This is a genomic window from Aliiroseovarius sp. CAU 1755, from assembly GCF_054482655.1.
In genome coordinates, this window is sequence record NZ_JBTLRH010000003.1 from 46,919 (window position 1) to 73,769 (window position 26,851).

The 26,851-nt window shown below is 60.6% G+C and carries 23 protein-coding genes and 1 tRNA gene; 9 read left to right on the forward strand and 15 right to left on the reverse strand.

All coding sequences use genetic code 11. The annotated features are described in order from the left end of the window. Nucleotides 1–14 precede the first annotated feature (14 nt). The 6 genes from pdxH (at nucleotide 15) to ACXYMP_RS12165 (ending at nucleotide 7,138) form a co-directional block, all read left to right on the forward strand. Entirely contained in the window at nucleotides 15–620 is a 606-nt protein-coding gene (pdxH, locus tag ACXYMP_RS12140) for a pyridoxamine 5'-phosphate oxidase (RefSeq protein WP_298571159.1), read from the forward strand. Between the two features lie 114 nt (nucleotides 621–734). Continuing rightward, the gene (locus ACXYMP_RS12145) at nucleotides 735–1,274 is read left to right on the forward strand and encodes a cold-shock protein (RefSeq protein WP_458906603.1); all 540 of its coding nucleotides are present in this window, start codon (nucleotides 735–737) and stop codon (nucleotides 1,272–1,274) included. 6 nt (nucleotides 1,275–1,280) lie between these two features. Then, nucleotides 1,281–1,778, forward strand: a complete 498-nt coding sequence (locus ACXYMP_RS12150) for a DUF192 domain-containing protein (RefSeq protein WP_458906605.1) — start codon at nucleotides 1,281–1,283, stop codon at nucleotides 1,776–1,778. Nucleotides 1,779–1,858: 80 nt separating this feature from the next. Beyond that, nucleotides 1,859–1,935: transfer RNA gene (locus ACXYMP_RS12155), tRNA-Pro, on the forward strand. 747 nt (nucleotides 1,936–2,682) lie between these two features. Further along, nucleotides 2,683–6,390: a vitamin B12-dependent ribonucleotide reductase gene (locus ACXYMP_RS12160; protein ID WP_458906607.1), complete on the forward strand. Its 3,708-nt coding sequence runs from the start codon at nucleotides 2,683–2,685 to the stop codon at nucleotides 6,388–6,390. Between the two features lie 460 nt (nucleotides 6,391–6,850). Further along, nucleotides 6,851–7,138 (forward strand): hypothetical protein, encoded by a 288-nt coding sequence (locus ACXYMP_RS12165; RefSeq protein WP_298571155.1) that lies wholly within the window; start codon nucleotides 6,851–6,853, stop codon nucleotides 7,136–7,138. A gap of 72 nt (nucleotides 7,139–7,210) precedes the next feature. Here the strand turns inward: ACXYMP_RS12165 and ilvN are convergent, their stop codons facing one another. The 7 genes from ilvN to ACXYMP_RS12200 all read right to left on the reverse strand — a co-directional run bounded on the left by ilvN (nucleotide 7,211) and on the right by ACXYMP_RS12200 (nucleotide 13,296). Beyond that, nucleotides 7,211–7,777 (reverse strand): acetolactate synthase small subunit, encoded by a 567-nt coding sequence (gene ilvN, locus ACXYMP_RS12170; protein WP_298571154.1) that lies wholly within the window; start codon nucleotides 7,775–7,777, stop codon nucleotides 7,211–7,213. A gap of 13 nt (nucleotides 7,778–7,790) precedes the next feature. Continuing rightward, nucleotides 7,791–9,545: an acetolactate synthase 3 large subunit gene (locus tag ACXYMP_RS12175; RefSeq protein WP_298571153.1), complete on the reverse strand. Its 1,755-nt coding sequence runs from the start codon at nucleotides 9,543–9,545 to the stop codon at nucleotides 7,791–7,793. A gap of 422 nt (nucleotides 9,546–9,967) precedes the next feature. Then, nucleotides 9,968–10,819, reverse strand: a complete 852-nt coding sequence (locus ACXYMP_RS12180) for an arginyltransferase (RefSeq protein WP_298571152.1) — start codon at nucleotides 10,817–10,819, stop codon at nucleotides 9,968–9,970. A 125-nt stretch (nucleotides 10,820–10,944) separates the two neighbouring features. Continuing rightward, nucleotides 10,945–11,433 carry an RDD family protein gene (locus tag ACXYMP_RS12185; protein ID WP_458906611.1) on the reverse strand — a complete coding sequence of 163 codons (489 nt, stop codon included), beginning with the start codon at nucleotides 11,431–11,433 and terminating at the stop codon, nucleotides 10,945–10,947. 99 nt (nucleotides 11,434–11,532) lie between these two features. Next, nucleotides 11,533–12,072, reverse strand: a complete 540-nt coding sequence (locus tag ACXYMP_RS12190; protein WP_458906613.1) for a DUF2852 domain-containing protein — start codon at nucleotides 12,070–12,072, stop codon at nucleotides 11,533–11,535. A gap of 199 nt (nucleotides 12,073–12,271) precedes the next feature. Continuing rightward, the gene (locus ACXYMP_RS12195; RefSeq protein ID WP_458906615.1) at nucleotides 12,272–12,763 is read right to left on the reverse strand and encodes an enoyl-CoA hydratase; all 492 of its coding nucleotides are present in this window, start codon (nucleotides 12,761–12,763) and stop codon (nucleotides 12,272–12,274) included. Further along, the gene (locus ACXYMP_RS12200) at nucleotides 12,763–13,296 is read right to left on the reverse strand and encodes a cytochrome b (protein WP_458906617.1); all 534 of its coding nucleotides are present in this window, start codon (nucleotides 13,294–13,296) and stop codon (nucleotides 12,763–12,765) included. The genes ACXYMP_RS12195 and ACXYMP_RS12200 overlap by 1 nt, the downstream gene beginning before the upstream one ends. Before the next feature lie 92 nt (nucleotides 13,297–13,388). On the opposite strand from ACXYMP_RS12200, the gene ACXYMP_RS12205 reads away from it, so the two are divergent. Continuing rightward, nucleotides 13,389–13,859 carry a MarR family winged helix-turn-helix transcriptional regulator gene (locus ACXYMP_RS12205; RefSeq protein WP_458906619.1) on the forward strand — a complete coding sequence of 157 codons (471 nt, stop codon included), beginning with the start codon at nucleotides 13,389–13,391 and terminating at the stop codon, nucleotides 13,857–13,859. On the opposite strand, the gene ACXYMP_RS12210 is transcribed toward ACXYMP_RS12205, so the two are convergent. Next, the gene (locus tag ACXYMP_RS12210) at nucleotides 13,856–14,323 is read right to left on the reverse strand and encodes a YbaK/EbsC family protein (protein ID WP_298571146.1); all 468 of its coding nucleotides are present in this window, start codon (nucleotides 14,321–14,323) and stop codon (nucleotides 13,856–13,858) included. The genes ACXYMP_RS12205 and ACXYMP_RS12210 overlap by 4 nt on opposite strands. 138 nt (nucleotides 14,324–14,461) lie before the next feature. Between ACXYMP_RS12210 and ACXYMP_RS12215 the strand changes: the two genes are divergently transcribed. After that, nucleotides 14,462–17,260, forward strand: a complete 2,799-nt coding sequence (locus ACXYMP_RS12215; protein WP_458906622.1) for a [protein-PII] uridylyltransferase family protein — start codon at nucleotides 14,462–14,464, stop codon at nucleotides 17,258–17,260. Nucleotides 17,261–17,290: 30 nt separating this feature from the next. Then, entirely contained in the window at nucleotides 17,291–17,569 is a 279-nt protein-coding gene (locus tag ACXYMP_RS12220; protein WP_458906624.1) for a hypothetical protein, read from the forward strand. Between the two features lie 106 nt (nucleotides 17,570–17,675). Here ACXYMP_RS12220 and ACXYMP_RS12225 read toward each other — a convergent pair whose 3' ends face one another. From ACXYMP_RS12225 to cobA, 7 genes are all read right to left on the reverse strand, one after another. Further along, the gene (locus ACXYMP_RS12225) at nucleotides 17,676–20,765 is read right to left on the reverse strand and encodes an efflux RND transporter permease subunit (protein WP_298571141.1); all 3,090 of its coding nucleotides are present in this window, start codon (nucleotides 20,763–20,765) and stop codon (nucleotides 17,676–17,678) included. Continuing rightward, nucleotides 20,762–22,123 (reverse strand): efflux RND transporter periplasmic adaptor subunit, encoded by a 1,362-nt coding sequence (locus ACXYMP_RS12230; RefSeq protein ID WP_458906626.1) that lies wholly within the window; start codon nucleotides 22,121–22,123, stop codon nucleotides 20,762–20,764. The genes ACXYMP_RS12225 and ACXYMP_RS12230 overlap by 4 nt, the downstream gene beginning before the upstream one ends. After that, nucleotides 22,120–22,728 (reverse strand): TetR/AcrR family transcriptional regulator, encoded by a 609-nt coding sequence (locus ACXYMP_RS12235; RefSeq protein ID WP_298571137.1) that lies wholly within the window; start codon nucleotides 22,726–22,728, stop codon nucleotides 22,120–22,122. The genes ACXYMP_RS12230 and ACXYMP_RS12235 overlap by 4 nt, the downstream gene beginning before the upstream one ends. Further along, nucleotides 22,725–23,123: a hypothetical protein gene (locus tag ACXYMP_RS12240; protein ID WP_458906629.1), complete on the reverse strand. Its 399-nt coding sequence runs from the start codon at nucleotides 23,121–23,123 to the stop codon at nucleotides 22,725–22,727. Before ACXYMP_RS12240 ends, ACXYMP_RS12235 begins: the two co-directional genes overlap by 4 nt. Before the next feature lie 184 nt (nucleotides 23,124–23,307). Beyond that, complete coding sequence (locus ACXYMP_RS12245) at nucleotides 23,308–24,534, reverse strand: MFS transporter (RefSeq protein WP_458906631.1); 1,227 nt, start codon at nucleotides 24,532–24,534, stop codon at nucleotides 23,308–23,310. A gap of 78 nt (nucleotides 24,535–24,612) precedes the next feature. Next, nucleotides 24,613–25,905, reverse strand: a complete 1,293-nt coding sequence (locus ACXYMP_RS12250) for a cobyrinate a,c-diamide synthase (protein WP_458906633.1) — start codon at nucleotides 25,903–25,905, stop codon at nucleotides 24,613–24,615. Further along, on the reverse strand, nucleotides 25,905–26,774 hold the full coding sequence (gene cobA / locus ACXYMP_RS12255; protein ID WP_458906635.1) for a uroporphyrinogen-III C-methyltransferase: 870 nt from the start codon (nucleotides 26,772–26,774) through the stop codon (nucleotides 25,905–25,907). The genes ACXYMP_RS12250 and cobA overlap by 1 nt, the downstream gene beginning before the upstream one ends. Nucleotides 26,775–26,851: the final 77 nt, after the last annotated feature.

Below are 26,851 nucleotides of genomic sequence, written 5' to 3' on the forward strand. Positions count from 1 at the left end.
GAAAGGATGCGACCATGACGGAAAGAGGCGGGATATTTTCGGGCGACGATCCGTTTGTGATTGCACGCAGCTGGTTGACCGAAGCTGAGAAAACCGAGCCCAACGATCCCAACGCCATCGCCCTGTCCACGGTGGACGCAGACGGCCTGCCCAATGTGCGCATGGTTCTGTTGAAAGACATCGAAGACGATGCGTTCGTGTTCTACACCAACTTCGGCTCTGCCAAGGCGCACGAGCTTGATCAAGCCGGCAAGGCCGCATTCGTCATGCATTGGAAAAGCCTGCGCCGTCAGATCAGGGTGCGCGGGTTGATAACGCGCGAAGAGGGGCCGCAGGCCGACGCCTATTATGCGTCACGGTCGCTGAAAAGTCGGCTGGGCGCTTGGGCGTCGCAACAAAGCCAACCGCTCGCCTCGCGAGCGGCGTTGATGGCCGAGGTCGCGAAGGTGACCGCGACCCATGGCACGCATCCGCCGCGGCCTCCGTTTTGGGGTGGATATCGACTTAAGCCGGTCGAAATAGAATTCTGGGCCGACGGGGCATTCCGCCTTCATGACCGGTTTCGCTGGACGCGGGCCGAGGCAGGCGCACCGTGGTCTGTCACCCGACTAAACCCATGATTTCGGGCAGTTGTGATGCGTAGCCTAGCTAAAAGTATAGGTTATTAGGTCTTGCGTCACCTGCGCATTAGTCCCATTTATGGAGTTGGGGATGCGAAATTCTAGAGGTTTCAAATGGCGCTAGCCAGCGACGCGCAAGAGCCAGTGGTCGTGCACGGGCAAGTCAAGTGGTTTGACCCGAGCAAGGGGTTTGGCTTCGTCATTGCGGACGAGGGCGGGGCAGATATTCTGCTTCACGCCAATGTCTTGCGCAACTTCGGGCAAAGCTCGGTGGCTGACGGGTCGCGGATCGAAATCACGGTACAGTCCACGGATCGGGGCCGTCAGGCGGTCAGTGTTCTGTCGATCGAGCCACCCGCAGATGGTGGACTTCACCAGTTGGAAGAATTTGCCGAAGGGCTGGTCGACCCCGAAGATGTCGGGCCGGTAGAGCCTGCGCGCGTCAAGTGGTTCGACAAGGCCAAAGGCTTCGGTTTTGCCAATGTGTTCGGCCGCCCCGAGGATGTTTTTATCCATGTCGAGGTTCTGCGCCGCTCTGGTCTGGCGGATTTGCAACCCGGCGAGGCGATCAGCCTTCGCGCGGCCCAAGGCAAACGGGGCTGCATGGCGGTCAGCGTGTCGGCTTGGGACGCAGCGATCCACGAAAAAGAGTGATCTGAGATGCGGCTTTCCTCCTTTGGACGGAACGTCGGGGTCAGCCTTTGGGTCTGGGCGGCAACCTCCATCGCCGCCGCGGCTGGTGATTGCAGCCCGACACATGTGGATTTGCGCGGTGACTGGGGCGTGGCACGTTTCACCGTCGAGCTGGCACAGACCCCCGCCGACCGGGCGCGCGGGTTGATGCACCGCGAAGACATGGCGGCCAGCCACGGCATGCTGTTTCTGTTTGAGGCCCCACAGAATGTGAGCTTTTGGATGAAGGACACGCTTATCGCGTTGGATATGCTGTTTCTGCGCGCAGATGGGACCGTGGCGACGATCCATGAAAACGCCCAGCCACTTGACCTAACTCCCATTCCGGGCGGATCCGATATACTGGCCGTCCTCGAAGTGAACGGCGGGATGACAGATCGTCTGGGCATCACCACGGGCAGTGTTTTGCGCCACCCTGCATTGGATCAAACGCGCGCCGCATGGCCTTGTGATGCGCCTGAATGACGACTTCTTGCGATTGATGCTGGCCCGCGCGGCGTTTTGCTCTTTTCATCATGCGGAACGGTCGCTATGGAGAGGGCGTTCGGGGCGTAGCGCAGCCTGGTAGCGCGACGGTTTTGGGTACCGTAGGTCGCAAGTTCGAATCTTGCCGTCCCGACCACCACCTTTCTTGACCATCCTGCAGACAAGGTTTTTCCGCCAAACGGGTGTGAGCTGACCCAAGATGTTGTGTCTGATGTGGTGGTCTGAAAACGCCATGGTCCCCCTTGCTGTCTACTCTGCCGATTCTGTTCGTCACGCCGCGCGCTTGGGCAAGGACAGGGGCAAGCCTGTTGCGAACAGGACACGCGTTCAGGCACGAGCGCCTTGATTTGTTGAGTTTCTGCAGGTGCACAATGATTTTCAGTGTGACGGATGCTCCGGGCGCGGCCGGCTGCCACAAAATACACGCGCGCGGTGTTTTGCGACCTTGATGCTATTCAGGCGCCACCTTGCCTTTGTCAGATAAACCAGCCCCATAAATAGAAAAAACTCAATACACGCAGGGGTTGTCGGCGCGGGGGAATCAAACGCCACTTTCTTGCAGAATGAACATGCCCCTCAGGTCAATGGAAAAGAGTTGTGGATATCCCATAATTTTTCGTTGACCTGATAGGTGTCTCTACGCCAACTTGTGGGCGCTGGTCATCAAGCCACAACATATAGTGGCGGCAGGTTGTTGCGGGACAGTGAAACAAATTTGACATGACCCAATAGGTCACTTTGGTCCGAAGCGGTGTTTTCACGTCTCGGAGGGGAGGGGTTTTCTTTGTTTCCGGTCCTTTGTGATCAGCGCAGAAGGTATTGATCAAGGTGGACCCGCGCCAAGACGCGAGCCGCCACAGCGCATGAAGGACAGACGGGGCACATGAAGATTGAACGTAAGTTTACCAAGGCAGGCAAAGACGCTTATTCCGATCTGGATTTCATCACCACATCTTCGGAAATTCGAAACCCAGATGGGACCATCGTGTTCAAACTGGACGATTGCGAAGTCCCATCTGCCTGGAGCCAAGTCGCCTCGGACGTGATCGCGCAGAAATATTTCCGCAAAGCCGGTGTGCCTGCTGCCCTGAAGCGCGTGAAAGAAAAGGGTGTTCCTGAATTCCTGTGGCGCTCGGTTCCCGACGACAAGGCGCTCGCAGACCTTTCCAAAGAAGACCGCTTCGGCGGCGAGACCTCGGCCAAGCAAGTGTTTGATCGTCTGGCGGGTGCGTGGACCTATTGGGGTTGGAAGGGTGGTTATTTCACCACCGAGGCCGACGCCAAAGCCTATTTCGACGAAATGCGCCACATGCTGGCCAGCCAACGCGCGGCCCCGAACTCGCCCCAGTGGTTCAACACCGGCCTGCATTGGGCCTACGGCATCGATGGCCCCGCTCAAGGTCACTATTACGTCGATCACAAGACCCGCAAGCTGACCAAATCCAAGTCGAGCTATGAGCATCCGCAGCCCCACGCCTGCTTCATCCAGTCTGTTGGCGATGATCTGGTGGGTGACGGCGGCATAATGGATCTGTGGGTCCGCGAGGCACGTTTGTTCAAATACGGCTCGGGCACCGGCACCAACTTCTCGTCCTTGCGGGCGGCCAACGAGAATCTGTCCGGTGGCGGTAAGTCGTCCGGCCTGATGGGGTTCTTGAAGATTGGTGACCGTGCTGCTGGCGCGATCAAGTCGGGCGGCACCACGCGCCGTGCGGCCAAGATGGTGATCGTGGACAGCGACCACCCGGATATCGAGGAATACATCAACTGGAAGGTCAAGGAAGAGCAGAAAGTGGCCTCGTTGGTCGCGGGCTCGAAGATGCACGAAGAGCATCTGAACCACATCTTTGCCGCCATCCGCGCATGGGACGGGGCCGAGGAAGACGCCTATGATCCCAAGGTGAACGAGACCCTGAAAGGCGTCATTCGGGCCGCGAAAAAAGTCGCAATCCCCGAAGTTTACGTTAAGCGCGTGCTGGATTACGCCAAGCAAGGCTATGGCTCGATCGAGTTCCCGACCTATGACACCGACTGGGACAGCGAAGCCTACGCAACTGTATCGGGCCAGAACTCGAACAACTCGGTGCGCGTCACTGACGCTTATCTGAAAGCTGTTGAGGCCGACGCCGACTGGGAACTGATCCGCCGCACCGACGGCTCGGTCGCCAAGACCATCAAGGCGCGCGATCTGTGGGACCAGATCGGTCACGCGGCATGGGCCTGTGCTGATCCCGGCATCCAGTATCACGATACGGTTAATGCATGGCACACCTGCCCGGAAGATGGCGCGATCCGCGGCTCGAACCCGTGCTCGGAATATATGTTTCTGGACGACACCGCCTGTAACCTTGCGTCGATGAACCTGCTGACCTTCCTGAAGGATGGCGTGTTTCAAGCCGAAGACTACATGCACGCGACCCGCCTATGGACGATCACGCTGGAAATCTCGGTGATGATGGCGCAGTTCCCGTCGAAAGAGATCGCTGAGCGCAGCTATGTCTTCCGCACGTTGGGTCTGGGCTATGCCAATATCGGCGGTCTGCTGATGAACATGGGCTTTGGTTACGACTCGCCCGAGGGCCGCGCGATGTGCGGGGCGCTGACCGCGATCCTGTCGGGCGTATCCTATGCGACCTCTGCCGAAATGGCGAGCGAGTTGGGCGCGTTTGAAGGGTTCGAGCGCAACAAGGACCACATGCTGCGCGTCATTCGCAACCACCGCACCGCCGCTTACGGCGCGAAAGACGGCTATGAGGATCTGGCGATCAAACCTTTGCCGCTGGACCAGAAAAACTGCCCCGATGCCAAGCTGGTCGATCTGGCCATGGGCGCGTGGGACGAAGCGCTGGCGCTGGGTGAAAAGCACGGCTACCGCAACGCGCAAGTGTCTGTGATTGCGCCAACCGGCACCATCGGACTGGTGATGGATTGTGACACCACGGGGATCGAACCTGACTTCGCGCTGGTGAAGTTCAAGAAATTGGCCGGCGGTGGGTATTTCAAGATCATCAACCGGTCGGTTCCCGCAGCCCTTGAAAAGCTTGGCTATGCCTCGTCCGAGATTGAAGAGATCATCAGCTACGCCGTCGGTCACGGCACCATCGGCAACGCGCCGGGGATCAACCACACGACCCTGATCGGGCACGGCTTTGGCCAAAACGAGATCGACAAGATCGAGGCGGCACTGCCGTCGGCGTTCGACATCCGTTTCGTGTTCAACCAGTGGACGCTGGGCGAAGAGTTCTGCACCAACGTGCTGGGCATCCCGACCGAGAAGCTGAACAACCCCGATTTCAGCCTGCTCAGCCACCTTGGTTTCACCCGCAAGGACATCGACGCGGCCAACGACCATGTGTGCGGCACGATGACGTTGGAAGGCGCGCCACACCTGAAGGAAGAGCATTACAGCGTGTTCGACTGCGCCAACCCGTGCGGCAAAAAAGGCAAGCGTTTCCTGAATGTTGACAGCCATATCTATATGATGGCGGCGGCGCAGAGCTTCATTTCCGGCGCAATCTCGAAAACCATCAACATGGCGAACGACGCGACGATTGAAGACTGTCAGAAGGCGTATGAGCTGAGCTGGTCGTTGGGGATCAAGGCGAACGCGCTCTATCGCGATGGCTCGAAACTCAGCCAGCCGCTGGCTGCGGCACTGGTCGAAGATGACGAAGAAGCCGAAGAGATCCTCGCATCGGGTTCGACCCACGATAAAGCCGTGACACTGGCCGAGAAGATCATCGAGAAAATCGTGATCAAGGAAGTGGCGCGTGGCCGTGAAAAGCTGCCCGAACGTCGCAAGGGCTACACCCAGAAAGCCATCGTTGGCGGGCACAAGGTTTACCTGCGCACCGGCGAATACGAAGACGGCAATCTGGGCGAGATCTTCATCGACATGCACAAGGAAGGGGCTGGCTTCCGCGCGATGATGAACAACTTCGCCATCGCGGTGTCGGTCGGCCTGCAATACGGCGTGCCGCTTGAGGAATTCGTCGACGCCTTCACCTTCACCAAGTTTGAACCGGCGGGCATGGTGCAGGGCAACGATTCAATCAAGAACGCGACCTCGATCCTGGATTACATCTTCCGCGAACTGGCCGTGTCCTACCTGGACCGCACCGATCTGGCGCATGTGAAGCCTGAGGGCGCTGCCTTCGACGATCTGGGCCGTGGTCAGGAAGAAGGCGTCGCCAACGTTCAGGAAATGACGGAAACCGCCGCCACCAAGTCCTTGGAAGTGTTGAAGCAAATCAGCTCGACCGGATATCTGCGCAAGCGCATGCCGCAAGAGCTGATGGTCTTGCAGGGCGGGGCCGGCGCGGAAGAAACCATGCTGACCGGCACTGATCCGGTGGGTGTTCTGAACACATTGGTTCCGGAAACGTCGGGCGTGACGACGACCGTGACCGAAACGCTGGTCAGCGAGACAGCGATTTCGGCGGGCACGATCAACAAGATCGACGCGCGCACCAAAGCCAAGATGCAAGGCTACGAGGGTGACCCTTGCGGCGAATGTGGCAACTACACATTGGTGCGTAACGGCACTTGCATGAAGTGCAACACCTGCGGCTCGACCACGGGCTGCAGCTAAGATCTTCCGCTGGTTGCCGCTTTTCCCAAGGGGTGGCAATCGGCGAAATAGGGGTAGGGCGGTTATGCCGCCCACCCGACATGACACGGGGCGGGTGCGCTCGCCCCCTGACGCGGATAGGGCCGCAGGTAAAAAACAAATCGGGCAGTATCAATCACGAGCCTTATCAGCGAAACTGGGGTGCCTTCGGGCGCCCCATTCTTTTTGGCTTGGCGGGTTTGGGGTGATCTTGCGCCTCTCCGCATTCAAATACATAGATACCTTTATGTATCGCACTGATTCCTAACGAAAATGATCAAATTGACGTTGGGGCAAATAATGCGCTGAATCCGATCGATTTGACGCGCCTTAGCGTCGGAAAAGCTGCGCAATGACGCCATGCAGCGGCGCTTAAAATTGATATTTGCCCTGTTTCTGCCGCAACCTGCTTCTAGAATAACTCCAAAGAATGGAGACGCGCATGTTGGGGATAATCCTGTGGTATAACGCCGAAAAGAGCGTTGGCTTGGTCTGGTGCGAAGATCAGGGGCCGCTTGCCTATATCGGACCCGAGGTTGAAACGGCGGGGCCAGTCATCAATTTTCATCGTGGAACGCAGATCCGCTTTGAGCTTGAGGAAAGAAACGGCTTTCGGACCGTGCAGCGCATCGACGCGATTGCCGTGTTGCCGGGGACGGTCGATCCGGGGCAGGTGCTGGCCAGCTATGAGCCCGCGCCGGAACGGTCGCGCCTTCGCGTCGTGGCCTGACGCGACTTTGAACGAAATGCGCCCGCCACGTTTCCGAGGCGGGCACAAATTTTCTGGACGGAGGCGCGGTGATCAGACCAGAGCGCCACGCGACAAGGCCGCAACGCCGGTGCGCGCAACCTCGATCAGGCCCAACGGGCGCATCAGGTCAGCAAACGCATCAATTTTTTCGGTTGTCCCGGTGATTTCAAAGACAAAACTGTCCAGCGTGCTATCGACGACATTGGCGCGGAAAATGTCGGCCAGGCGCAAGGCCTCGACCCGTTTGTCGCCAGAGCCCTCGACTTTGAACAAGGCAAGCTCGCGTTCGACCGAACGGCCTTCGACGGTCAGGTCATGCACTTCATGCACGGGCACGATGCGGCCCAGTTGCGCCTTGATTTGTTCGATCACTGCGGGTGTGCCGGTGGTCACGATGGTGATCCGCGACAGATGGCCCTTGTGGTCAACTTCGGCCACGGTCAGGCTTTCGATGTTATAGCCGCGACCGGCGAAAAGACCGATAACGCGGGCCAGAACGCCTGCTTCGTTGTCCACGACGCAGGCCAGTGTATGGCTTTCCACCACGTCGGAGTTGGGATCGCGCAGGTCATAAGCCGATTTGCGTGACGAGCCTTTTTTGATCTTCAGTGCAGACATGTCTCAGCCCTCCTTATACCAGCGTCGCGCCCGAGGCACCGATGACGCCCTGCGTCTCGGCTTCGCCCAGAAGCATCTTGTTGTGCGGTTCGCCCGACGGGATCATCGGGAAGCAGTTCGCGTGCTTTTCGACAAGCACATCCAGAATAAACGGGCCGTCATAATCCAGCATTTCCTGAATGGCGTCGTCCAGCTCGGCCGGGTCCGACACTTGTCGACCTTTACAGCCAAATGCCTCGGCCAGCTTCACGAAATCAGGCAGGCTTTCCGACCAGCTTTGGCTATAGCGTTCGCCGTGCAACAGCTCTTGCCACTGGCGCACCATACCCAGGCGTTCGTTGTTCAGGATGAACTGCTTGATGGGCGCGCGGAACTGAACGGCGGTGCCCATTTCCTGCATGTTCATCAGCCAGCTGGCGTCGCCGGCCACGTTGATGACCACGGCGTCGGGATGGGCAATTTGCGCGCCCAGAGAGGCGGGCAGACCATAGCCCATGGTTCCCAGGCCACCCGATGTCAGCCAGCGGTTCGGTTCCTCGAAGCCAAGAAATTGAGCCGCCCACATCTGGTGCTGGCCAACTTCGGTTGCGACATAGCGATCCGCCCCTTTGGTCAGCGCCTCCAGCCGTTCCAAAGCGTATTGTGGCTGGATGATCTCGTCCGAGTTGCGGTAGGACAGGCAGTTGCGCGCGCGCCAGTCTGCAATCTGTTGGGTCCATCCGGCCAGCGCCTCGCCATTGGTTTTGCGGCCGCGCGCCTTCCAGATTTTTAACATGTCTTCAAGCACATGCCCGACATCGCCGATGATCGGAATGTCCACATGGATCACCTTGTTGACCGAGCTGGGATCAATGTCGATATGCGCCTTTTTCGATCCGGGGCTGAACGCATCCATCCGCCCGGTGATCCGGTCATCAAAACGTGCGCCGACGCAGATCATCAGGTCGCAATCATGCATCGCCATGTTGGCTTCATAAAGCCCGTGCATGCCCAACATGCCCAGCCAATGTTCGCCTGACGCGGGATAGGCCCCCAGACCCATCAGGGTCGAGGTGATGGGAAAGCCCGTCGCGGCAACAAGTTCGCGCAGAAGCTGGCAGGCCTCCGGGCCCGAGTTGATCACGCCGCCGCCGGTATAGAAGATCGGACGTTTCGCGGTCTCCATGGCTTCGACCAACGCGGTGATCGCCTCTGTGTCGCCACGCAGACGGGGCGCGTAGTGACCGGTTTCGGCCTTCGCGGGCGGTGTATAAGTGCCGGTGGCGAACTGCACATCCTTCGGGATATCGACAAGCGTTGGCCCTGGGCGACCCGAGGTTGCGACGTGAAACGCCTGATGGATCGTTTCCGCCAGCTTGTCTGTCTCTTTCACCAGCCAGTTGTGTTTGGTGCAAGGGCGGGTGATGCCGACAGTGTCCGCCTCTTGAAACCCGTCCGTGCCGATCATGAAGGTCGGCACCTGTCCGGTCAGCACCACAAGCGGGATCGAATCCAGCAACGCATCGGTCAGCCCGGTCACCGCGTTTGTCGCACCGGGGCCCGAGGTTACCAGAACGACGCCGGGTTTGCCGGTCGAACGCGCATAGCCTTCGGCCGCGTGCACAGCCCCTTGTTCGTGGCGCACAAGAATGTGGCGAATATCATTTTGCTGGAATATCTCGTCATAGATCGGAAGGACGGCACCCCCTGGATAGCCGAATACCGTGTCCACACCCTGATCCTTCAGGGCTTGAACCACCATTTTCGCTCCGGTTATCTGACGCGTCATTTCTCTCTCTCCGTTCCACGTGCGGTATTCACAAAAAAGCCCCCGGTTTTACGGGGGCGCATGGGGGACCTAAAGGGTTCCGTTACCGGCCCATGCGCCATATTTCTACAAGTACGAGGACGCTGCCCATTGCAACTTTTCCTATGCCTTGCCCAAGCGGGCTTCTTGACTACGTGCGCGGGACATTATGAGGGGGGGCAAAGGGCGTCAACCGCGAAATGGGTGAATAAAGTGTCGCAGGGGCGCTTTTTTTGAAATTTTCGTGCAGCATTTGGCTTGAGCGGCGCAATTATCGGAAAGCGAAGGCGAGTTTTGCGACTGTTGCGCGGTCTCGGTCGCCTGGCTCCGCCAACGGGCAGCCCGACGCCTGTGCGTCTCAGCCAAGGCTGCATCAGACCGCGGCCATGCAAATCATCGTTGTCTCAGGTGGTGTTTGGGCCGACCGTGTCCGGCAGGGTGATCCCTGCAACCTGTTCTGCGATCGGATCGGTGGACAGCGGGTGCAGCTCGGCCGAGTAATCTTCGTTTCCGTGCAGCGGTGTCCAGTTACCAGCGCGATAGATTTCAAGCGCGGAAAACTTGGATTTGTAGTCCATCTTCGGACTTCCCGGCACCCAATAGCCCAAGTAGACATAGGGCAACCCCGCCTCGCGCGCGATCTGGATGTGATCGAGGATCATGTAAGTGCCAAGCGAGGTCTTGGTCCGGTCAGGGTCGTAGAAGGAATACACCATCGACAACCCATCATCCAAAACATCCGTCAGGCAGACCGCCCGCAACGGCCCCGTGGCCTCGTCGCCGGGGGTTTGGTCGCGCCCGCGTTCAGCATATTCGATGACGCGACTTTTGATCGGTGTTTCCTCGATCATTGCGGCAAATTCGAACACATCCATATCCGCCATGCCGCCATCAGCATGGCGGGTGTCCAGATAGTGGCGGAACAGCTCGTATTGGTCTTCGCTGGCCCATGGCGCGCGGGCGCGTCGTTCCAGATCGGCATTGCGCCGAACGGTGCGCCGCTGACCTTTGGTAGGGGTGAAATCCGCCACGCGAATTCGTGCGGACAGACAGGCAGAGCAATCGGCGCAAGACGGACGATAAAGCACGTTTTGAGACCGGCGGAACCCTTGCTTGGATAGGCTGTCGTTCAGCTTGGTAGCATGCTCGCCCTGCAACGCGGTGAAAAGCTTGCGTTCCATCCGGCCATCCAGATACGGGCAATCCTGCGGCGCAGTGACATAAAACTGAGGGGCAAGGGGTAGTGTATGGCGCATGACACCTTCAAATTTGACCAGTCCAGAGAAGGTTAGCGCGGTCGGTTGAAGCGGGCAAGTCCTGCTTGATCACAGGGTAAATGGCCAGTGCACGACCCGGCGCACCCGGACGATCAGCCTGGTGGCTAGTGGCCCGCGGCGCGGTTCACCGCCGCCGTGCCCAGCACCATGTCACCCAGTCCTTGACCGCGCGGCGTGGTGAACATCATCACGATCGAAAAGATCTGCAGCACGAAGGTGGACATGGCCACCAAATAGGCCAGCGTGTGCAGAACCGCTGTTTGTCGGTCAAAATGCTCTCCGCGATGGGTGCGAAGCTCAATCGCGATCAGCCGCATACCAAGGGTCGCCGAGGCACGCGTCAGCGTCGTTACCCGGTAGACAAATCCAACCGCCAGATAGATCAGGCCCCACAAGAAAAAGCCGATGCCAAGGGTCAGGAGGCTGATCAACAGGCAGATTGCCACGATCATCACCACGTCGATCACCCAAGCCAGCAGGCGCTTTAGGGTCACATCCTGGTAAAACTCGGCCTGCGTGACCGGGTCGGGAAGTCCCCAATAGGGCGCGTGCGTCTGCCCGTTGTCGTGAAAGCTGTGCGGATCGTCCGGCATGGCGGCTCCTGTTGTGAAAGGTCGTTCAGGTGGAAGGACCCGGCCCTGTTATATGGGGCCGGGTCTGCAGGATGACAAAGTGAACAGTCAATCCCTAGCTTACGATGGCTTTTTCTTGCCGCGTTTGGGTTCGTCAAGCACTTCGATGTCGTCCGCATCAATGTCTGCGTCCATTGCAGTGTCGTCGAACTCGGCTTGGGCGGCTTCACGCGCTGACCGGGCTACGTTTGCGCGTTCATCCATGAACTCGTCAAACTCGGACTTGTCTTTGGCTGCGCGCAGGCGTTCCAAGAAGGCCTCGAAGGCTTCCTGTTCGCTCATCAGGCGGCGCAGGGTTTCCGCTTTATAGGCGTCGAACGCTGTGTTGCCTGAGCTGGAAAAGCCATGGCGACGTGCGAAACGCGCATCATTCCACGGAGCGGTTTCAGTCGAGGTGCGGTGGCGGCAGGATTTCGAAAACATGCGTTTGCTCCAGATCATATAGGCAAGAAGGGCCAGACCGATGGGCCAGAAGAGAATGAAGCCGATGACCATGGCGGCGATCCACGCGCCTTTGCCGCGCTCATCCAGCCAAGTTTCGCTTCGCGAAAACCAGCCACGCGGTGCGGCGGTGTAATCGGTTTGAGCGGCGGTGTTCATGGTGGTCTCCAATCGTTGAGTTAAGTAATGTGAATGCCTTTCACATGATTAAGATGTGGGGATTTCGTGGTCGGCATCAAGGGATAATGTGAAAGTATTTTACATTATGTTCATAAGATACTGTTTAGTAACGAAAAAAGGCCGCAGAAATTTCTGCGGCCCTAATTCACAATGTATGTCCCCCGCTACAAAATCGGACTTATGCGGCCAAACCAGCAGTGTTTGAGCGCTGTCCTAGCCTGGGCTTAAAGGCTCCCATGAAGATTTCAGTGACCAGCGGAATGACATTGGACATGCCCACTAAGGCTTCTTTTGCTTCTAACGCGTGGAATGCCTCACTTACGGGTCCTGATGGGTCTCCAGCCTCGGCAAGAGCCAGCAACTTAGGCATCATAGGAACGAGGAAGACGAAAGCGTTCACGGCAAGGAAGGCTTGGCAAAGCAGTTTGACGATCATCCAGCGCCCGCGTTCGTTCCAATAAGTAAACAACGCAATGTCGCACATAAGTTTCATCGCTAACCCGGGTAGGATTAGTATATACGCGCTGATCAGCTTGTATTCGTAGATGACAGTTGCGGTCCCGCCATCTGTCGCGCCGATGGCTGCCCCGATGATAATGTGAGACAGGATGCCGCCGACATACATGATGCCGGCGACCTCATTCAGAAAATCAACAAACTTGCGGGACATCACTCGCTCCGTTTGCCGAACCACATCCGGCTGATCAGACCGTCCTTGAGGGCGAACTGGTGATAGGCCCAGCCTGCGACATGCGCAAGAATGGTCAGTGCAAGCAGCTTGGACAGGATCCCGTGCGCCTTGCGCGGGGCCAGATCGTTGAAGGTTTCGGGCAGGGGGGCGCCTGATCCGCCGAACACGATGTCGGGCAGGCCTGCGGTGATCGAAATGCCGATGCCGCTGGCAACCATGAGCAAAACCAAGCCGTAAAGCGCCCAATGGGCCCCACGACCGCCCGTGTTCAACAGCGCGTTCCCGGTGTCTGCCTTTGGCGGGTGCTGTGTTCTGAGCCGCGTCACGAGGCGTAGAACCATCAGCGCACCAATCACCAGTCCGACTGTCATATGCGCGCGCAGGCTGAACAGTTTGTCGGGGCTGTCATTGGGCAGTGCAGCCAGCTCCTGACCGCCCATGATCAGTGCGCCGGCAATCATTGCGGCCAGTCCCCAGTGCAGGGCGACGAGCAGGGGGTGGTAACGTGTCATGAGGGTCTCCGATGTGTAAAGAGTCGCGCCCATTATAGTTGCAATTGCAACATTGGCAACATTAACATTTGCGAATGCAATAGTTGTTGTCTATGGTTTTCCAGATGACCAAGGACACGCCTCTTTCAAAACGCGCAAAAGCCACGCGGCTCACAAGCGCTGGCTGGCACTTTCAACGGCTGGCCTGCGTGGTCGAGCGTGACATGAGCGCCAGGCTTGCAGCACATGGGCTGAAGATCGATCATTTTGTGATCCTTATGACATTGGCGGAACGCGACAACGTAACCCAGACCCAGTTGGGCGAGGGGATATCGATGCCGAACTACGCGATCACCCGTGCGCTGGATTTTCTTGAAGAAGCCGGGCTGGTCGAGCGTCGAAAAGATGCCCAGTCGCGCCGATCCCATCGGGTTTTTCTGACCCAATCCGGGTCTGACCTGATGCCAAAGCTGTTTGCGACCGTCAGCGACGTGAATGATGCGTTCCTGGCCCCGCTGACCAAAGACGAGCGCGCTTCGTTGGCCAAGTTGCTGGTGACGCTGTCTGCTTCGCCTGACGCTTAGGTGAAGGAACCGGGCAGCGCGCCGCATGCGCTGATCAGGGCGCGGGGCGCGGCGGAAAAGACGTGGCGCGGGGTGCCTGCAGCGGCCCAGACGGTGTCAAACTCCAGCAAACGCGGATCGAAGAACGCCCGCACCGGGCTGATCAGACCCACCGGGGACACGCCGCCAATGGCAAACCCGGTCTCGGCCCGCACAAGGGCCGCATCGGCCTTGCCAAGCGCCTCGCCAGCCAGATCCGAGGCTTTGTCCGTATCCACCTGGTGGCCGCCTGCAGTCAGGAACAGCACCACGTGGCCGCTCTGCGTGCCGCGAAAAATGATCGATTTTGCGATCTGATCGATGGCGCACCCCACCGCGCGCGCCGCGTCCGCTGCGGTGCGGGTGCCCTCACTCATCTCGCGTATTTCGCTGTCGATCCCGGCGGTCTCCAGCGCCGCGCGCACGCGTTTCAGACTTTTGGACATTTGGCGGCTCCTGCGTTGCGGGTCACGGTAACAAACTGTGATGGCGGTGCAAGCCAGCTTTGCCCGCCAGTTTTGCACCTTTGTCGCATTCGTCGATCCCCGGTTGACCCATCCCGCGCGGCGGCGCAATTTGCATCCATGACGCACCAGACCTTCTCTGCCCGTATCACCCGCTGCCCGATCCCCTACGAGGCCGATCCGGCGACGGAAATTGATACTGCCTTCGCTGATCAGCCCCCCGAGATCAGAGAGCTTCTGGCCGGGGCGGCGGGCTGCGCGCCCTATCTGAAATCACTGATGGAACACCAGTCCGACTGGTTGCGGCTGGCTTTGTCAGGCCCCCCGGAACACGCCATCACCGAGGTTCTGAACGGCATCGCAGGTGATACCGACAGCGCCCTGCGCGCCGCACTTCGCATTGCCAAGCAGCGGGTGGCCTTGCTGACCGGGCTGGCAGACCTTGCCGGTGTCTATGCGCTGGAGCAGGTGACCGGTGCCTTGACCGATCTGGCCGACACCGCCACCACCAAAGCGATGCAGTTTCAGGTCGGTCAGGAAATCCGACGCGGCAAGCTGCCCGGCAAGACGGAAGACGACATTGCCAGCGCCGGGGGCATGGTCGCGCTGGCGATGGGCAAGATGGGCGCGCACGAGCTGAACTACAGCTCGGATATCGACCTGATCATGCTGTTTGACGACAGCCAGTTCGACCGCGATGACTTCCACGACGCCCGCGCCAGCCACGTTCGCGCCACCCGCAAGATGAGCGCGATGCTGTCCGAGCTGACCGCCGATGGCTATGTTTTTCGCACCGATCTGCGTCTGCGCCCCGACCCGGCTGTGACGCCCGTCTGTGTCTCGATGGAGGCCGCAGAGCGGTATTATGAAAGCCTCGGTCGCACATGGGAACGCGCCGCGCATATCAAGGCGCGCCCCTGTGGCGGCGACCTTGCCGCCGGCGCGGCCTATCTTGAGCGGCTCCGCCCGTTTATCTGGCGCAAGCATCTGGACTTCGCCGCCATTCAGGACGCCCATGACATGCGCTTGCGTATTCGCAAGCACAAAGGCTTGCATGGCGCGTTGGCGCTGGAAGGCCATGACATGAAGCTGGGGCAGGGTGGCATCCGCGAGATCGAGTTCTTCACCCAGACCCGCCAGATCATCGCGGGCGGGCGCGACGAAAGCCTGCGGATGCGCGAAACCGTGCAGGGGCTGGCCGCACTGGCCGCGCGCGACTGGATTCCTGAGCGCGTGGCGCAGATTCTGACCGGCCATTACCGGTCCCACCGCGAGGTTGAACACCGGGTGCAGATGATGCGCGACGCGCAGACGCACAAACTGCCTGCAACGGACGGGGAATTTGACCGGCTGGCGCGGATGATGGGCGAAGGCGACACCGACAGCTTGCGCGCCCGCCTGCGCGACGCCTTGTCCGAGGTTCATGAGGTGACGGAAAGCTTCTTTGCGCCGGATGACGCGTCCTCGGCTGTGCCCGACCTGGACGAAAACGAAGCCGAGATCGTGCGCCGTTGGGAAACCTATCCCTGCCTGCGATCAGCGCGCGCGGTTGAAATCTTCAAACGCCTGAAGCCCGACTTGCTTGCGCGTCTGGCCGAAGCCCCACGCCCGCATGACGCATTGATCCATTTCGACGGGTTTCTGTCACGCCTGCCCGCCGGTGTGCAGCTGTTTTCCCTGTTCGAAGCCAATCCCCCCCTTGTGGACCTGATCGTGGACATCGCGGCCACCGCGCCGGCGCTGGCGGCGTATCTGGGCAACAATGCACAAGTGCTTGATGCTGTCATCGGGGGCGGTTTTTTCGAAGATTGGCCAAGCGCCGAGGCGTTGGAACGCCAGCTGGAGACCCGTTTGCAAAAAGCGACCGACTATGAGGCGCGCCTTGATATGGCGCGGCGCTGGATGAAGGAATGGCATTTTCGCATTGGCGTGCATTTGCTGCGCGGACTGATCACCGCGCGCGAGGCCGGCACCCAGTATACCGACCTTGCCGATGCGGTCATCCGGGCGCTTTGGCCCGTGGTGATCGACAACTTTGGGCTCAAGCATGGCCCGCCGCCGGGGGCGGGCGCTGTGATTGTGGGAATGGGGTCATTGGGCGCGCGCAGTTTGACGGCGACATCGGATCTGGATTTGATCGTGATCTATGATCCCAAGGACGAAGACATGTCTGACGGGCGTCGTCCGCTGGCTACGCGGGCCTATTATGCCCGTCTGACGCAGGCGTTTCTGACCGCTCTGTCCGCACCAATGGCGGAAGGGCGGCTTTACGAGGTCGACATGCGCCTGCGCCCGTCCGGACGGCAAGGGCCGGTGGCGACGTCGATAAGCAGTTTCAGTGCCTATCAGCGCGACGAGGCCTGGACATGGGAGCATCTTGCGTTGACCCGTGCACGGGTGGTTGCCGGACCCGACGCTGTGGCCGCTTCCTATGACGCCGCGCGCGCCGAGGTTTTGGCGTTTGACCGTGACCCTCCCACGGTGGTCGCCGATGTGAAAGAGATGCGCGACCGGATCGCACAGGCCAAGGGCCACGGGGGCGGGGCTCTGGATGCCAAGCTGGGCGTCGGACATCTCCAGGACGTTGAACTGGTCGCGCAGGCCGCTGCCCTTTTGTCGCGTGAAACGGCCCGCGCGCCGCGCGACCAGATTGCACAAGGCATCGCGATCGGCTGGTTTTCCGACGCCCAAGGCCGCGCGTTGGCCGACAGCCATGACCTGATGTGGCGCCTTCAGGCGGTCTCTAAACTACTGTCAGAGGGTCCGTTGGACCTTGACGCGCTGGGGAAGGGCGGGCAGGACTTGCTCTTGCGAGAGACCGGTGCCGAAAGTGAGGCGGCGCTGGTTGAGGATTTGGAGAAAAAGGCAAGGGCCGCCGCCCAAGCCATCGAAGAGGTGCTGGCCGCACCACCGGGGTAACCCGATCGCGTCGGCACCCAAGGAGCCGCGATGAGCGATCTCATCAAAGACATCGACCCGCGCGGTCTGATCAAGGACAGCTATCTGATCGACGGGATCAGGATAGAGGAATGCCGGTCGATCTTTCTGGACTGGGCCTTGTTTGATGACCATGCCATGCCGCAGTCCGAACGGATCACGCTGTTGCTGGACCACTACGAAACGGCTCAACCTGCGCACCCGATGACCACCGTGCTGCGCGACGCCCGACAAGAGCTACCCCAGCCCAAGCGGCGTGGTGGTCGAAAGGGGCGGGTCGATCAGGCCTGACCTGTCATGACCTGACCTGACCTGACCAAAGCGGTCGTTCTTCTGATCCGCCCACGCGATGTGTCGTCAAGCGACGACCCGGCCCAAACCCCAAAGAACCTGACCGTCAGGCTTTGGACAGCGTGGTCAGGCCGAGGTCATCCAAAATGGCATAGATCGCCGGCAGCACAAACAGCACCACCACGCTGGCTGACAGCAGCCCGAACACCAGGCTGGCCACCAGCGGGATCAGGATCTGCGCCTGCAGGCTGGTTTCCGTCAGGATCGGCAACAGACCCGCCGTCGTCGTCGTGGTGGTCAGAAAGATCGCCCTGAACCGCGCCCGTGCAGCGCGCGCAGCGGCTTGCGACACATTTGCCGCCTCGACATGTTCGTGTTTGACAAAATCGACAAGCAAGATCGAGTTGTTGACCACGACCCCCGCCAGCGCGACAAAGCCCAACATGCTGGGCATCGAAAAGTCGAGCCCCATCGCCATGTGGCCGAAGATCGCACCGGGCAGGGACAGAGGGATCACCAACATCACCACGATCGGCTCCAGATACGAGCGAAACAGGAAGCTGAGCAGCAAGAACACGCCCAATAGCCCGATGACGAACCCTTTCAGCATGGATTGCTGGGTTTTACCGGCCTCGGCATTCTGACCCTCGACATCAAGTGTGACGCCGGGATGGCGCGCCAGAAGCTCTGGCACAAAGCGCGTCAGGGTGTCGCCGACGATGGCGTTCGCATTCGCGGTGCGGGTGTCAATCGACCCCTGAACGGTGACCGTGCGCACCCCGTTTTCGTGGTTGATGCGGTTGTAGCCCTGACCGATCTCGACCTTGGCGACGATATCCAGGGGCACATAGCTGCCATCGCTCCGGGTGACCGAGAAGTTGTCGAAGATGGACCGGTCGCCGCGATCATCCTTGCCAAATTGCGCGGTGACCTCGATCAGGCTTCCGGCGACCTGCATTTCGCTGATTGTGGTGCCGATATAGGCGGCGCGCAACTGGTCTGCGACCATCGCCGCGGTGATCCCCATCGGGCCTGCGCTGTCCCTGAGCGTCACGCGCAATTCACGTTTGCCCGGTCGCAGGTCATCAAGGATCGAGGTGACGCCCTCATACTGCCACAGCCAATCCTGCAACTCGATCGACGCCGCCTTGAGGGCTGCCAGATCGTCGCCCTTCAAGCGCAAATCGATGGCGATCCCGGCGGGGCCGATCGTGCTTTCGGCGTATTTCAGGCTGATCACATCGGCCACGGGACCGACGGTGTCGCGCCACAGCGCCATGATCTCGTCCGGTGTGCTGACGCGTTTGGCCGAGGGCAGAAGATCGACGCTCAGGGTGACCACATGGGCGCCGGTCTCGAAGGCATCCCGGTTCAAACCGTGAAAAACGCTGACATGGCGGATCAGAGTGGCCTCGTTGGGTTGCTCGGGCGTCAGGGTGGCATTGACCTCGTCCAGACCGGCCTCAAGCTGGGCGACGATCTGGTCGGTGCGCGACAGCGGCGTGCCTTGCGGCAGCAGAACGCGCGCGACAATCGTGTCGCCGTCCAATTCGGGAAAGGCGGTGAATTTCAAGTAGCCTCCCGCCAGCATGCTGACCGAGGTCAACAGCACCGCAAGACTTAGCCCTGCCACCGCATATCGCCAACGGATCGTCAGATCGACCAGCGGCCCGACAAGGCGTTCGCGCGTCCAATCGACGGCGTGTTCGACACGCGCGCGCAGCCCCTTGTCGTGGTTGGCGACCTCAAGGCTGTGGATCAGGTGGTGGGGCAGGATCAGGAACGCCTCGACCAGCGACACCATAAGAACGAACAGCATCACCACAGGCACCACGCGCAACACAGCACCCAGATCACCGGCAAGAAAGGCAAGCGAGCCGAAAATCATCGCGGTTGTCCCGAACGAGGCAAAGACGTTGGGAAACACCTGCCTTGCGCCTTCGACCGCGGCGTCCAGCGCACTGCGCCCTTTTTCGCGCAACCGGGCGATGTTTTCCGCGATAACGATGGCGTCGTCCATCAACAGCCCGATCACGATCAACAAGCCCAGCGTCGTCATCAGGTTCAGCGAATAGCCGACAAGCCCCATCAGGGCGACGCCGCCCATGAAGGACACCGGTAGTCCCATCGCCACCCAGAACGAAAACCGAAAGCCGAAAAACAGCCACAGGACCATAAACACCAGAGCCAGACCTTGCAGGCCGTTGACCACCACCAGTGTAAGCCGGTCGCGCACCACCGACACGCCGTCAGCGGTAATTTCAAGCGTCACACCGGGGGGCGCCTGTGCGCGTTCGGCGTCAAGAAACCCCTGCAGCGCGTCCATTGTGCGCAGGCTGTCTTCGGCGCGGGTCTTGGTGATATCAAGGATGGCGGCGGGTTTGCCGTCGAACAAGATCACATCGTCATCAGAGGCGAACCCTTCGGAAATGTCTGCGATGTCGCCCAACCGCACCTGTCCCCCCTGCGCCGAGGACCGCACGATCAGGGCTTCCAGCGCACGGCTATCGCGCCGCTCTTCGGCGACACGCACCAGCAGTGTTTCGGTTGCCGCCTCTATGTTGCCCGCTGGCAGATCAAGGCTGTTTGCCTGCACCGTGCGTGCAACGTCAGCGACGGAAATGCCGAATTTCTGAAGCTCTGACGGGCGGAGGTCGATCTGGAACTCGCGGGTGGCAAAGCCACGAATGTCAACTTTCGGAATGCCGCCCCAGCGCAGCATACCGGTGCGTATGTATTCGGCATAGTCGTTCAGATCCGTGCGCGTGCGCGGACCGGTCAACGCGACCGAGGCGACGAAATCGGTGCGCCCCAACGGTCTGACGGTGGCCGCCTCGGCGCGTTCTGGAAAATCCGAGATGGCGTCAACTTCCGTCTTCACATCGGCGACGAAGGTTTGAAAATTGTCGCCCTCGCGCATTTTGACGACCGCAAGCGCCGCGTTTTCGCGCGCCTCGCACGCGTGTTTCTCAAGACCCGTCACCCCATCAAGAGCGCTTTCGATCCGCTCGCAAATCGCGGTTTCCACCTCTTCGGGGCGGGCGCCGGGATAGGGGACGCTGATCTCAACCTCGCTGAGATTGGCACGCGGGAAGGTTTCGCGCAGCAAGGTCGGGCTGACAAACAGCCCCGCTGCAAGGAACAGGATCATCAGGAGGTTGGCGATGGTCGGGTGACCTGCGAAAAACCTGATCATTGAGCTGCGTCCTTGGCCAAAAGCTGCGGCATCAGACCTTCATCCACATGCGGATCAAGCAATTGTCCCTCGATCACCGGGTTTGGCGGGGTCAGCAAAACATGCGTGCCCTGTGCAAGCGTGTCGCTGGCAAAAAGCGCGATCTCGCCTTGTTCAAACCGAGGTGTGGCTGCGACCATACGCAGCCGGTTGTCACTGTCAGCGACATAGAGACTGCCGTCACGCAGCGCGCTGCGTGGCAAGACAAGACCCGAAACTGGCGCGCTGCTGAGCACCACATCGACGAACATGCCTTTGGTCAGGGGCGGGCGATTGCCTTGGCCGCTTTGCCCATAGGCGTTTTCCACCACCACAACCACACCGACCGTACCTGACCGTAGGTCGATCCCGTCGCTGATCCGGTCAACCGTGGCCGGCCAGGTTTCGGTTTGCTCGCCCAGCCGCAACCGGACCTGAGCCGTCAGTCCAAGGGCGTGAAGAGCTTCGGTCATCTGGGTTGGTTCGATCGGCATTGTCGGCGCTGTGCTGCGACCAAGCCGCACCAGACGGCCGAAATCGTCCAGAGACACCTGCACCACGACCTCGGCGCGCTCGATCCCGTCCAGACTTGCGGCTGTTTGCCCGGTTTTCAGAAACTGCCCGACCTCGACGGAATAGGCGGCGACGCGGGCCGCAAATGGCAACGTCAATTCACTGCGCTCAAGGTTCAGTTGCGCGGTGGCAAGCGTTGCCTGGTAAACGGCGATCTGTTCGGTCTGAACGGTGCGCTGGGTTGGGAACAAGGCCAGCGTGCTTTCAATCCCCTGCACCTTCTGGCGTTGCGCCAGATGGGCGGCACGGGACTGGTCGCGTGCGCCTTTCGACATGGTGCCTGCTTTGAACAGCGCCTCGGCGCGGGCCAGATCGGATGCTTTTACCTCCAGCGCCTCGCGTTCAATCTCCAGGGCGTCGCGCTGGTTCTGTTCGGACACGTCCAGTTCGGCCAGACGGGCTTCGGCGGCGCGAATGTTGGCCTTGGCCTGTGCAATGGCGAGGTTGAAATCCGTAGGCGATACGCGCAGAAGCACGGCGCCTGCGGGCAGGATCTGCCCGCCGCGGAGCCCCGGATTGACATATTCGACGCGCCCGCCGACCTCTGCGATTGCGTCGAACGTGCGTTGCGGGGTCACAAGCCCGAACCCGGTCAGGGTTGGCACAAGTGATCTGCTGTCAGCAGGGATCACCCGCACCGCGGCGCTGCGTTCGGCCAGCGTGCTGCGTTCGGGTGGTGGGCTTGTCGATACGACATAGGCCAGAATGCCCGCGCCAATGGCCGCGATGGGAAGGGTGATCAGAGCCAGTTTGAAGCCGGTTTTCATATGTCTTTTCCTTGGCGTTCGAAGAGCGTCAGTTGCAGGTCAAGCAGGCGTTCGCCGTCTGGCACAAGCGTTGCGGTGTCGCGGGTTACGATCAGGCGCAGCACCAGGCTTTGCACGATCCCGATCAGCAGCGTCACGCCATCTTCGCTTCGCAGATCGGGGCGAAGTTGTCCGGTCTGTTGGGCGTTCGAAAGATATTGCGCAAGCGTTGCACGAAATTCTGTCATCGCTTCCAGAATGAGGCGGCGGGTTTGGGTCAGATTGCCGGACGGGTCGCGCGTCACCATGATTTCGGGCAGTGCGGGGGTGTCGCAGACCAATTTCAGATGCCCAAGTATCAGGCGACGCAAGGCGTGGGTCGGGGGCAGGTTTGCTTGGGCGGTTCGGTCGATATTGTCGCGGATCAGGGCACAAAGCCGGTCGGTCGCGGCCCGCCAGATATCTTCTTTCTTGGGAAAGTGCTTGTAGATCGCCGGTTGGGTCAGCCCAAGTTGCGTTGCAATCATGCCGGTCGTCACATGGTCCGGCCCGACCCTGAAGGCCAGATCAAGGGTCACGTCCAGGATCTCGGTCTTGCGATCGTCTGTGGATTTGCGCGCGCTCATGCTGGGGCAGAGCGTCGGGTGGTGATCAAGGCAATCGCGGCCCAGAAGGCAAATCTGAGGGTCAGGGCGCCGACCGTGCGCATCTCAAACGGGCTGCCGCGCAAGACGACGAATGCGAAGCCCAGTCCGACCACTGCCGTAGCAATGGCGATCAGTGCGGCCAATCTGGGGGCCCAGGACTTGCCAAGCCACAGGCCGATGGCTGCCAGCACGTAAATGCCGCCTGCGAGGAAGTTGAACCAGACCACGAAACCGACATATTGCCCGGCGGAGGCGCGCGCTTCGTCCGGGCCAAACAGCACGTTGCCGCCGGAAAAGAGGGTCAGAAGACCAAACACCAACGCAACAACAGCGATCGGTTTGATCCAGCGAACGGGTGTGGATTGGTTGGGCATGGCGGCCTCGCAAGGTTAGTTATAGGCTTATAACTAATGACCCGTCACAAGGATTTCAAGCCAAAGCGTCCGGCATGCCAAAATGTCGCTGGGCAAGCTGGTGCCAAGCGGTCGGTGACACATTTTTGTAAAAAAGAGGTGATGTGCGACGGGCAGTTGATGCAGACGCGCCGAGCGCGTCCAATCAGGCCAAATCGTCCTGTGGGCGCAGCATCAGCCAGATCAGCGACGCGCCCGCCAGCGCCAAAAACGGCACCATGGCGATGTTGACCGCGTTCCAGCCCTCGACCGTCGATCCGCCTGAGCAGTTCATCAACCCGCCCGAGGCCAGCGACGCGATGGTCACGCAGCCAAACACGATCATATCGTTCATGCCCTGCACGCGGCCACGCTCTTCCGGGGCATGGGCACCTGCCAGCATGGTGGTTGCGCCGATGAACCCGAAGTTCCAGCCGACGCCCAGCAGGATCAGCGCGATGAAGAAGTTCTCAAGCTCGACGCCTTGCAGCGCGACGACGCCCGCCAGCCCAAGAATGGCCAGCCCGGTTGCGATCACCTTGCGGGTGCCGAAGCGGGCGATCAGGTGGCCGGTGAAAAAGCTGGGCACGAACATCGCCAGCACGTGTGCGGTGACGACATTTCCCGCCATATCGGTTTCAAACCCACAGCCGACGACGGCCAGCGGGGTCGAGGTCATGACAAGGTTCATCAATGCGTAGGATACCATCCCGCAGATGATCGCAACGGCGATGACAGGGTCGCGCAAAAGCTCGCGTCTTGTGCGGCCTTTGGGGTCATCCACATGCGGCTTTGGCGGCTTGGGGATGTCCAGCCCCAAAAATAGGAACGAGCCCAGAATGTTGATCGCGATGATGGTCAGATAAGCCCCAAGAAAGGGCACGACCATCGCGTCGTTTGTGGCGTTGAACAGCTGAGGTCCAATGACCGCCGAGGCCAGACCGCCCGCCATGACATAAGAAATCGCTTTGGGTCGGAACGCGGCCGAAGCCGTGTCGGCCGCCGCAAACCGAAAGAACCCTTGCGAGGATTGATATAGCCCCATCAGGAACGACCCGAGAAGGAAGATACCGAAATCGGCTTGGGTCAGGGCATAGGCGCTGATCGCGGCGCCCAGCGTGCCGCCCAACGTGCCAAGCCAAAAGCCCACACGGCGGCCATAGGTCTGCATGACCCAAGATACAGGATTGGCGAAGAACATCGAGCCGCCGACCATCAGCGAAATTGGCAGCGTCGCCCAGCAGGGGTTCGACGCCAGCGATTGCCCGGCCAGCCCTGCCATGGTGAAAATCATAGGCATCTGCGCGCCCAGAAAAGCCTGCGCCAGCACAAGGATGGTCACATTGCGCTTGGCGCGGGCGTCGTCGCCTGGGGTCTGGATCGCGTCACTCATGCGCATATGGGTATCTGCGGGGCGCGGATTTGACCAGATGGAAAAACCAGCCGCGACGCGGCAATTGACCGCTGCCGTCTAGGCGCGGTCGATCAGATGCGCAAAGCTGCCTGAGACTTGGCCGTTCACCAGACCCATAGGGGGCAAGGCGGTGCATTCCGCATCCCTCGCATCGAACAGCGCTTGGCCATTGGCCCGCAGGGTGGTCGCATAGTGGAACTCATGCGCAGCCCATGCGCCGGGGAAGGGGCCGTGGGTCGCGTGAAGGGTCCGGTAGCCAAGATGCAACTTGCGCGCCGCGAAGCTGGTTTCAAGGTCGAGCAGCCCCAACATCTCGTGGCGATCTCCGTCCTTGTCGGTGATCGCGCGGCCCAGCACCATATACCCCCCGCACTCGCCATAGATCGGGCAGGTGGCGGCGCGCAGTCCGGCCTTGAACGTCTGTGCTGCGGCCAGCGTGGCGGCGTGCAACTCGGGATAGCCACCGGGCAGGAAGATGAAGTCGGCGTCGCGCGCCGGGGCTTCGTCGGCCAGCGGCGAGAAGGGCAGGATGGCCGCGCCGTCTGCCTGCCAATCAGCCAGTATATGTGGGTAGGCAAAGGCAAAGGCCCGGTCTGACGCGATGGCGATCCGCTTGCCCGGTGCCGCCAGACGCGCCATGGCCTCTGCGCGCGCCGTGATCGGTTCCGCCAGCGCCACCAGCGCCTCCAGATCAAGCGCAGCCTCCACAGCATCGGCCACACGGTCGAGATAGGACTGCAAATCCGGATGTTCACCCGCCTGCACCAAGCCCAGATGGCGCGAGGGATGCGCCATGCCCGTTTGGCGATGAACCGCGCCCAATATCGCAATATTGCTTGGGTGCAGTGCGGCGCGCAGCATCGCCTCGTGGCGCGGGCTGCCGACATTGTTCAGGATCACACCCGCGACGCGGACGTCAGGGTCGTGTGACGCAAACCCGTAGACAAGCGGCGCGACAGAGTGCGCCAACCGCGCGCAGTCGATGACCAACACCACGGGCAGACCCAACTGGCGGGCCAGTTCGGCCGTGGCCCCGCGCCCGTGTGGCGGTGCACCGTCAAACAGCCCCATCGCGCCTTCGATCAGTAACAGGTCCGCGCCAGACGCGGCCAAAGCGTCGATCCGTGCGGGTTTCATCGCCCACGCGTCTAGATTTGGACAGTCGCGCCCACAGGCGGCGGCGTGAAAACGCGGGTCAATGTAGTCGGGGCCGGATTTTGCACCGCTGACATCCACACCGCGGCGTGACAGCGCCCGCAAAAGGCCCAAGGTCAGGGTGGTCTTGCCGCTGCCTGACGACGGCGCGGATAGGATAAGCCCGCGCTGACCGTTTCGCGCGGCGGCGGGCATCACCGATCCTCGGCCGGGCGCCCACGGCCCAGCGGGTCGGTGTTGCGGGGCGCATGACCGGCTGCCATCGCCTGCCAGTCCAAGGCCTGTCGCATCAGGACGGCGCGACCGACGCAGATGATCGCAGGCGCGCCGATCCCGTCGCGCGCGGCGTCCTCGACGCAGCTGCCAAGGGTGGTTTCCAAAACCTGCTGCTGCGGCGTCGTCGCGTTTGAAGTGATCGCCACCGGCTCATCACTCGGGCGACCCGCCTTGACCAGCGCAGTGCGGATGCGGTCCAGATGCTTCATGCCCATATAGATCACGATCACCTGTGATCCGCGCGCAATCGCGGCCCAATCCAGCGTGCCGGGCGTTTCGCCCGACTGGTCGTGCCCCGTCACGAAGGTCACCGATTGGTTGACGTCACGGTGGGTGACGGGAACGCCCGCATAAGCCAGCCCGCCAATCCCGGCCGAGATGCCGGGAATAATGCGGATCGGAACGCCATGCTGCACAAGGGTCTGACCTTCTTCGCCACCACGTCCGAATACAAAGGGATCGCCACCTTTCAGGCGCAGGACCTTCTTGCCGGCGCGCGCCAAATCCACCAGTTGCAGGGAAATATCGCGCTGCAAGGCCGAGGGCTTGCCACCGCGCTTGCCGGCATAGATCGCTTCAGCATCGGCACGCGCCCACGCCAAGATCTCGGGTGCCACCAGCGCGTCATGCACGATCACATCGGCCTGGGACAGCGCGTTGAGCGCATGGATCGTCAAAAGCCCGGGATCGCCGGGACCGGCGCCGCACAGCCACACCCAACCGGGTTGCATCACGGGCCAGTCAGTTCCTGGCAAGGGGGGCGGGGTATAAGTGGACGACTCGCTCATTGGCTTCTTATGCACCGGACGGCGGGCAACGAAAAGCGCCGTTGCGACCCCAAACGATGGATTGGCGGCGTGCACCG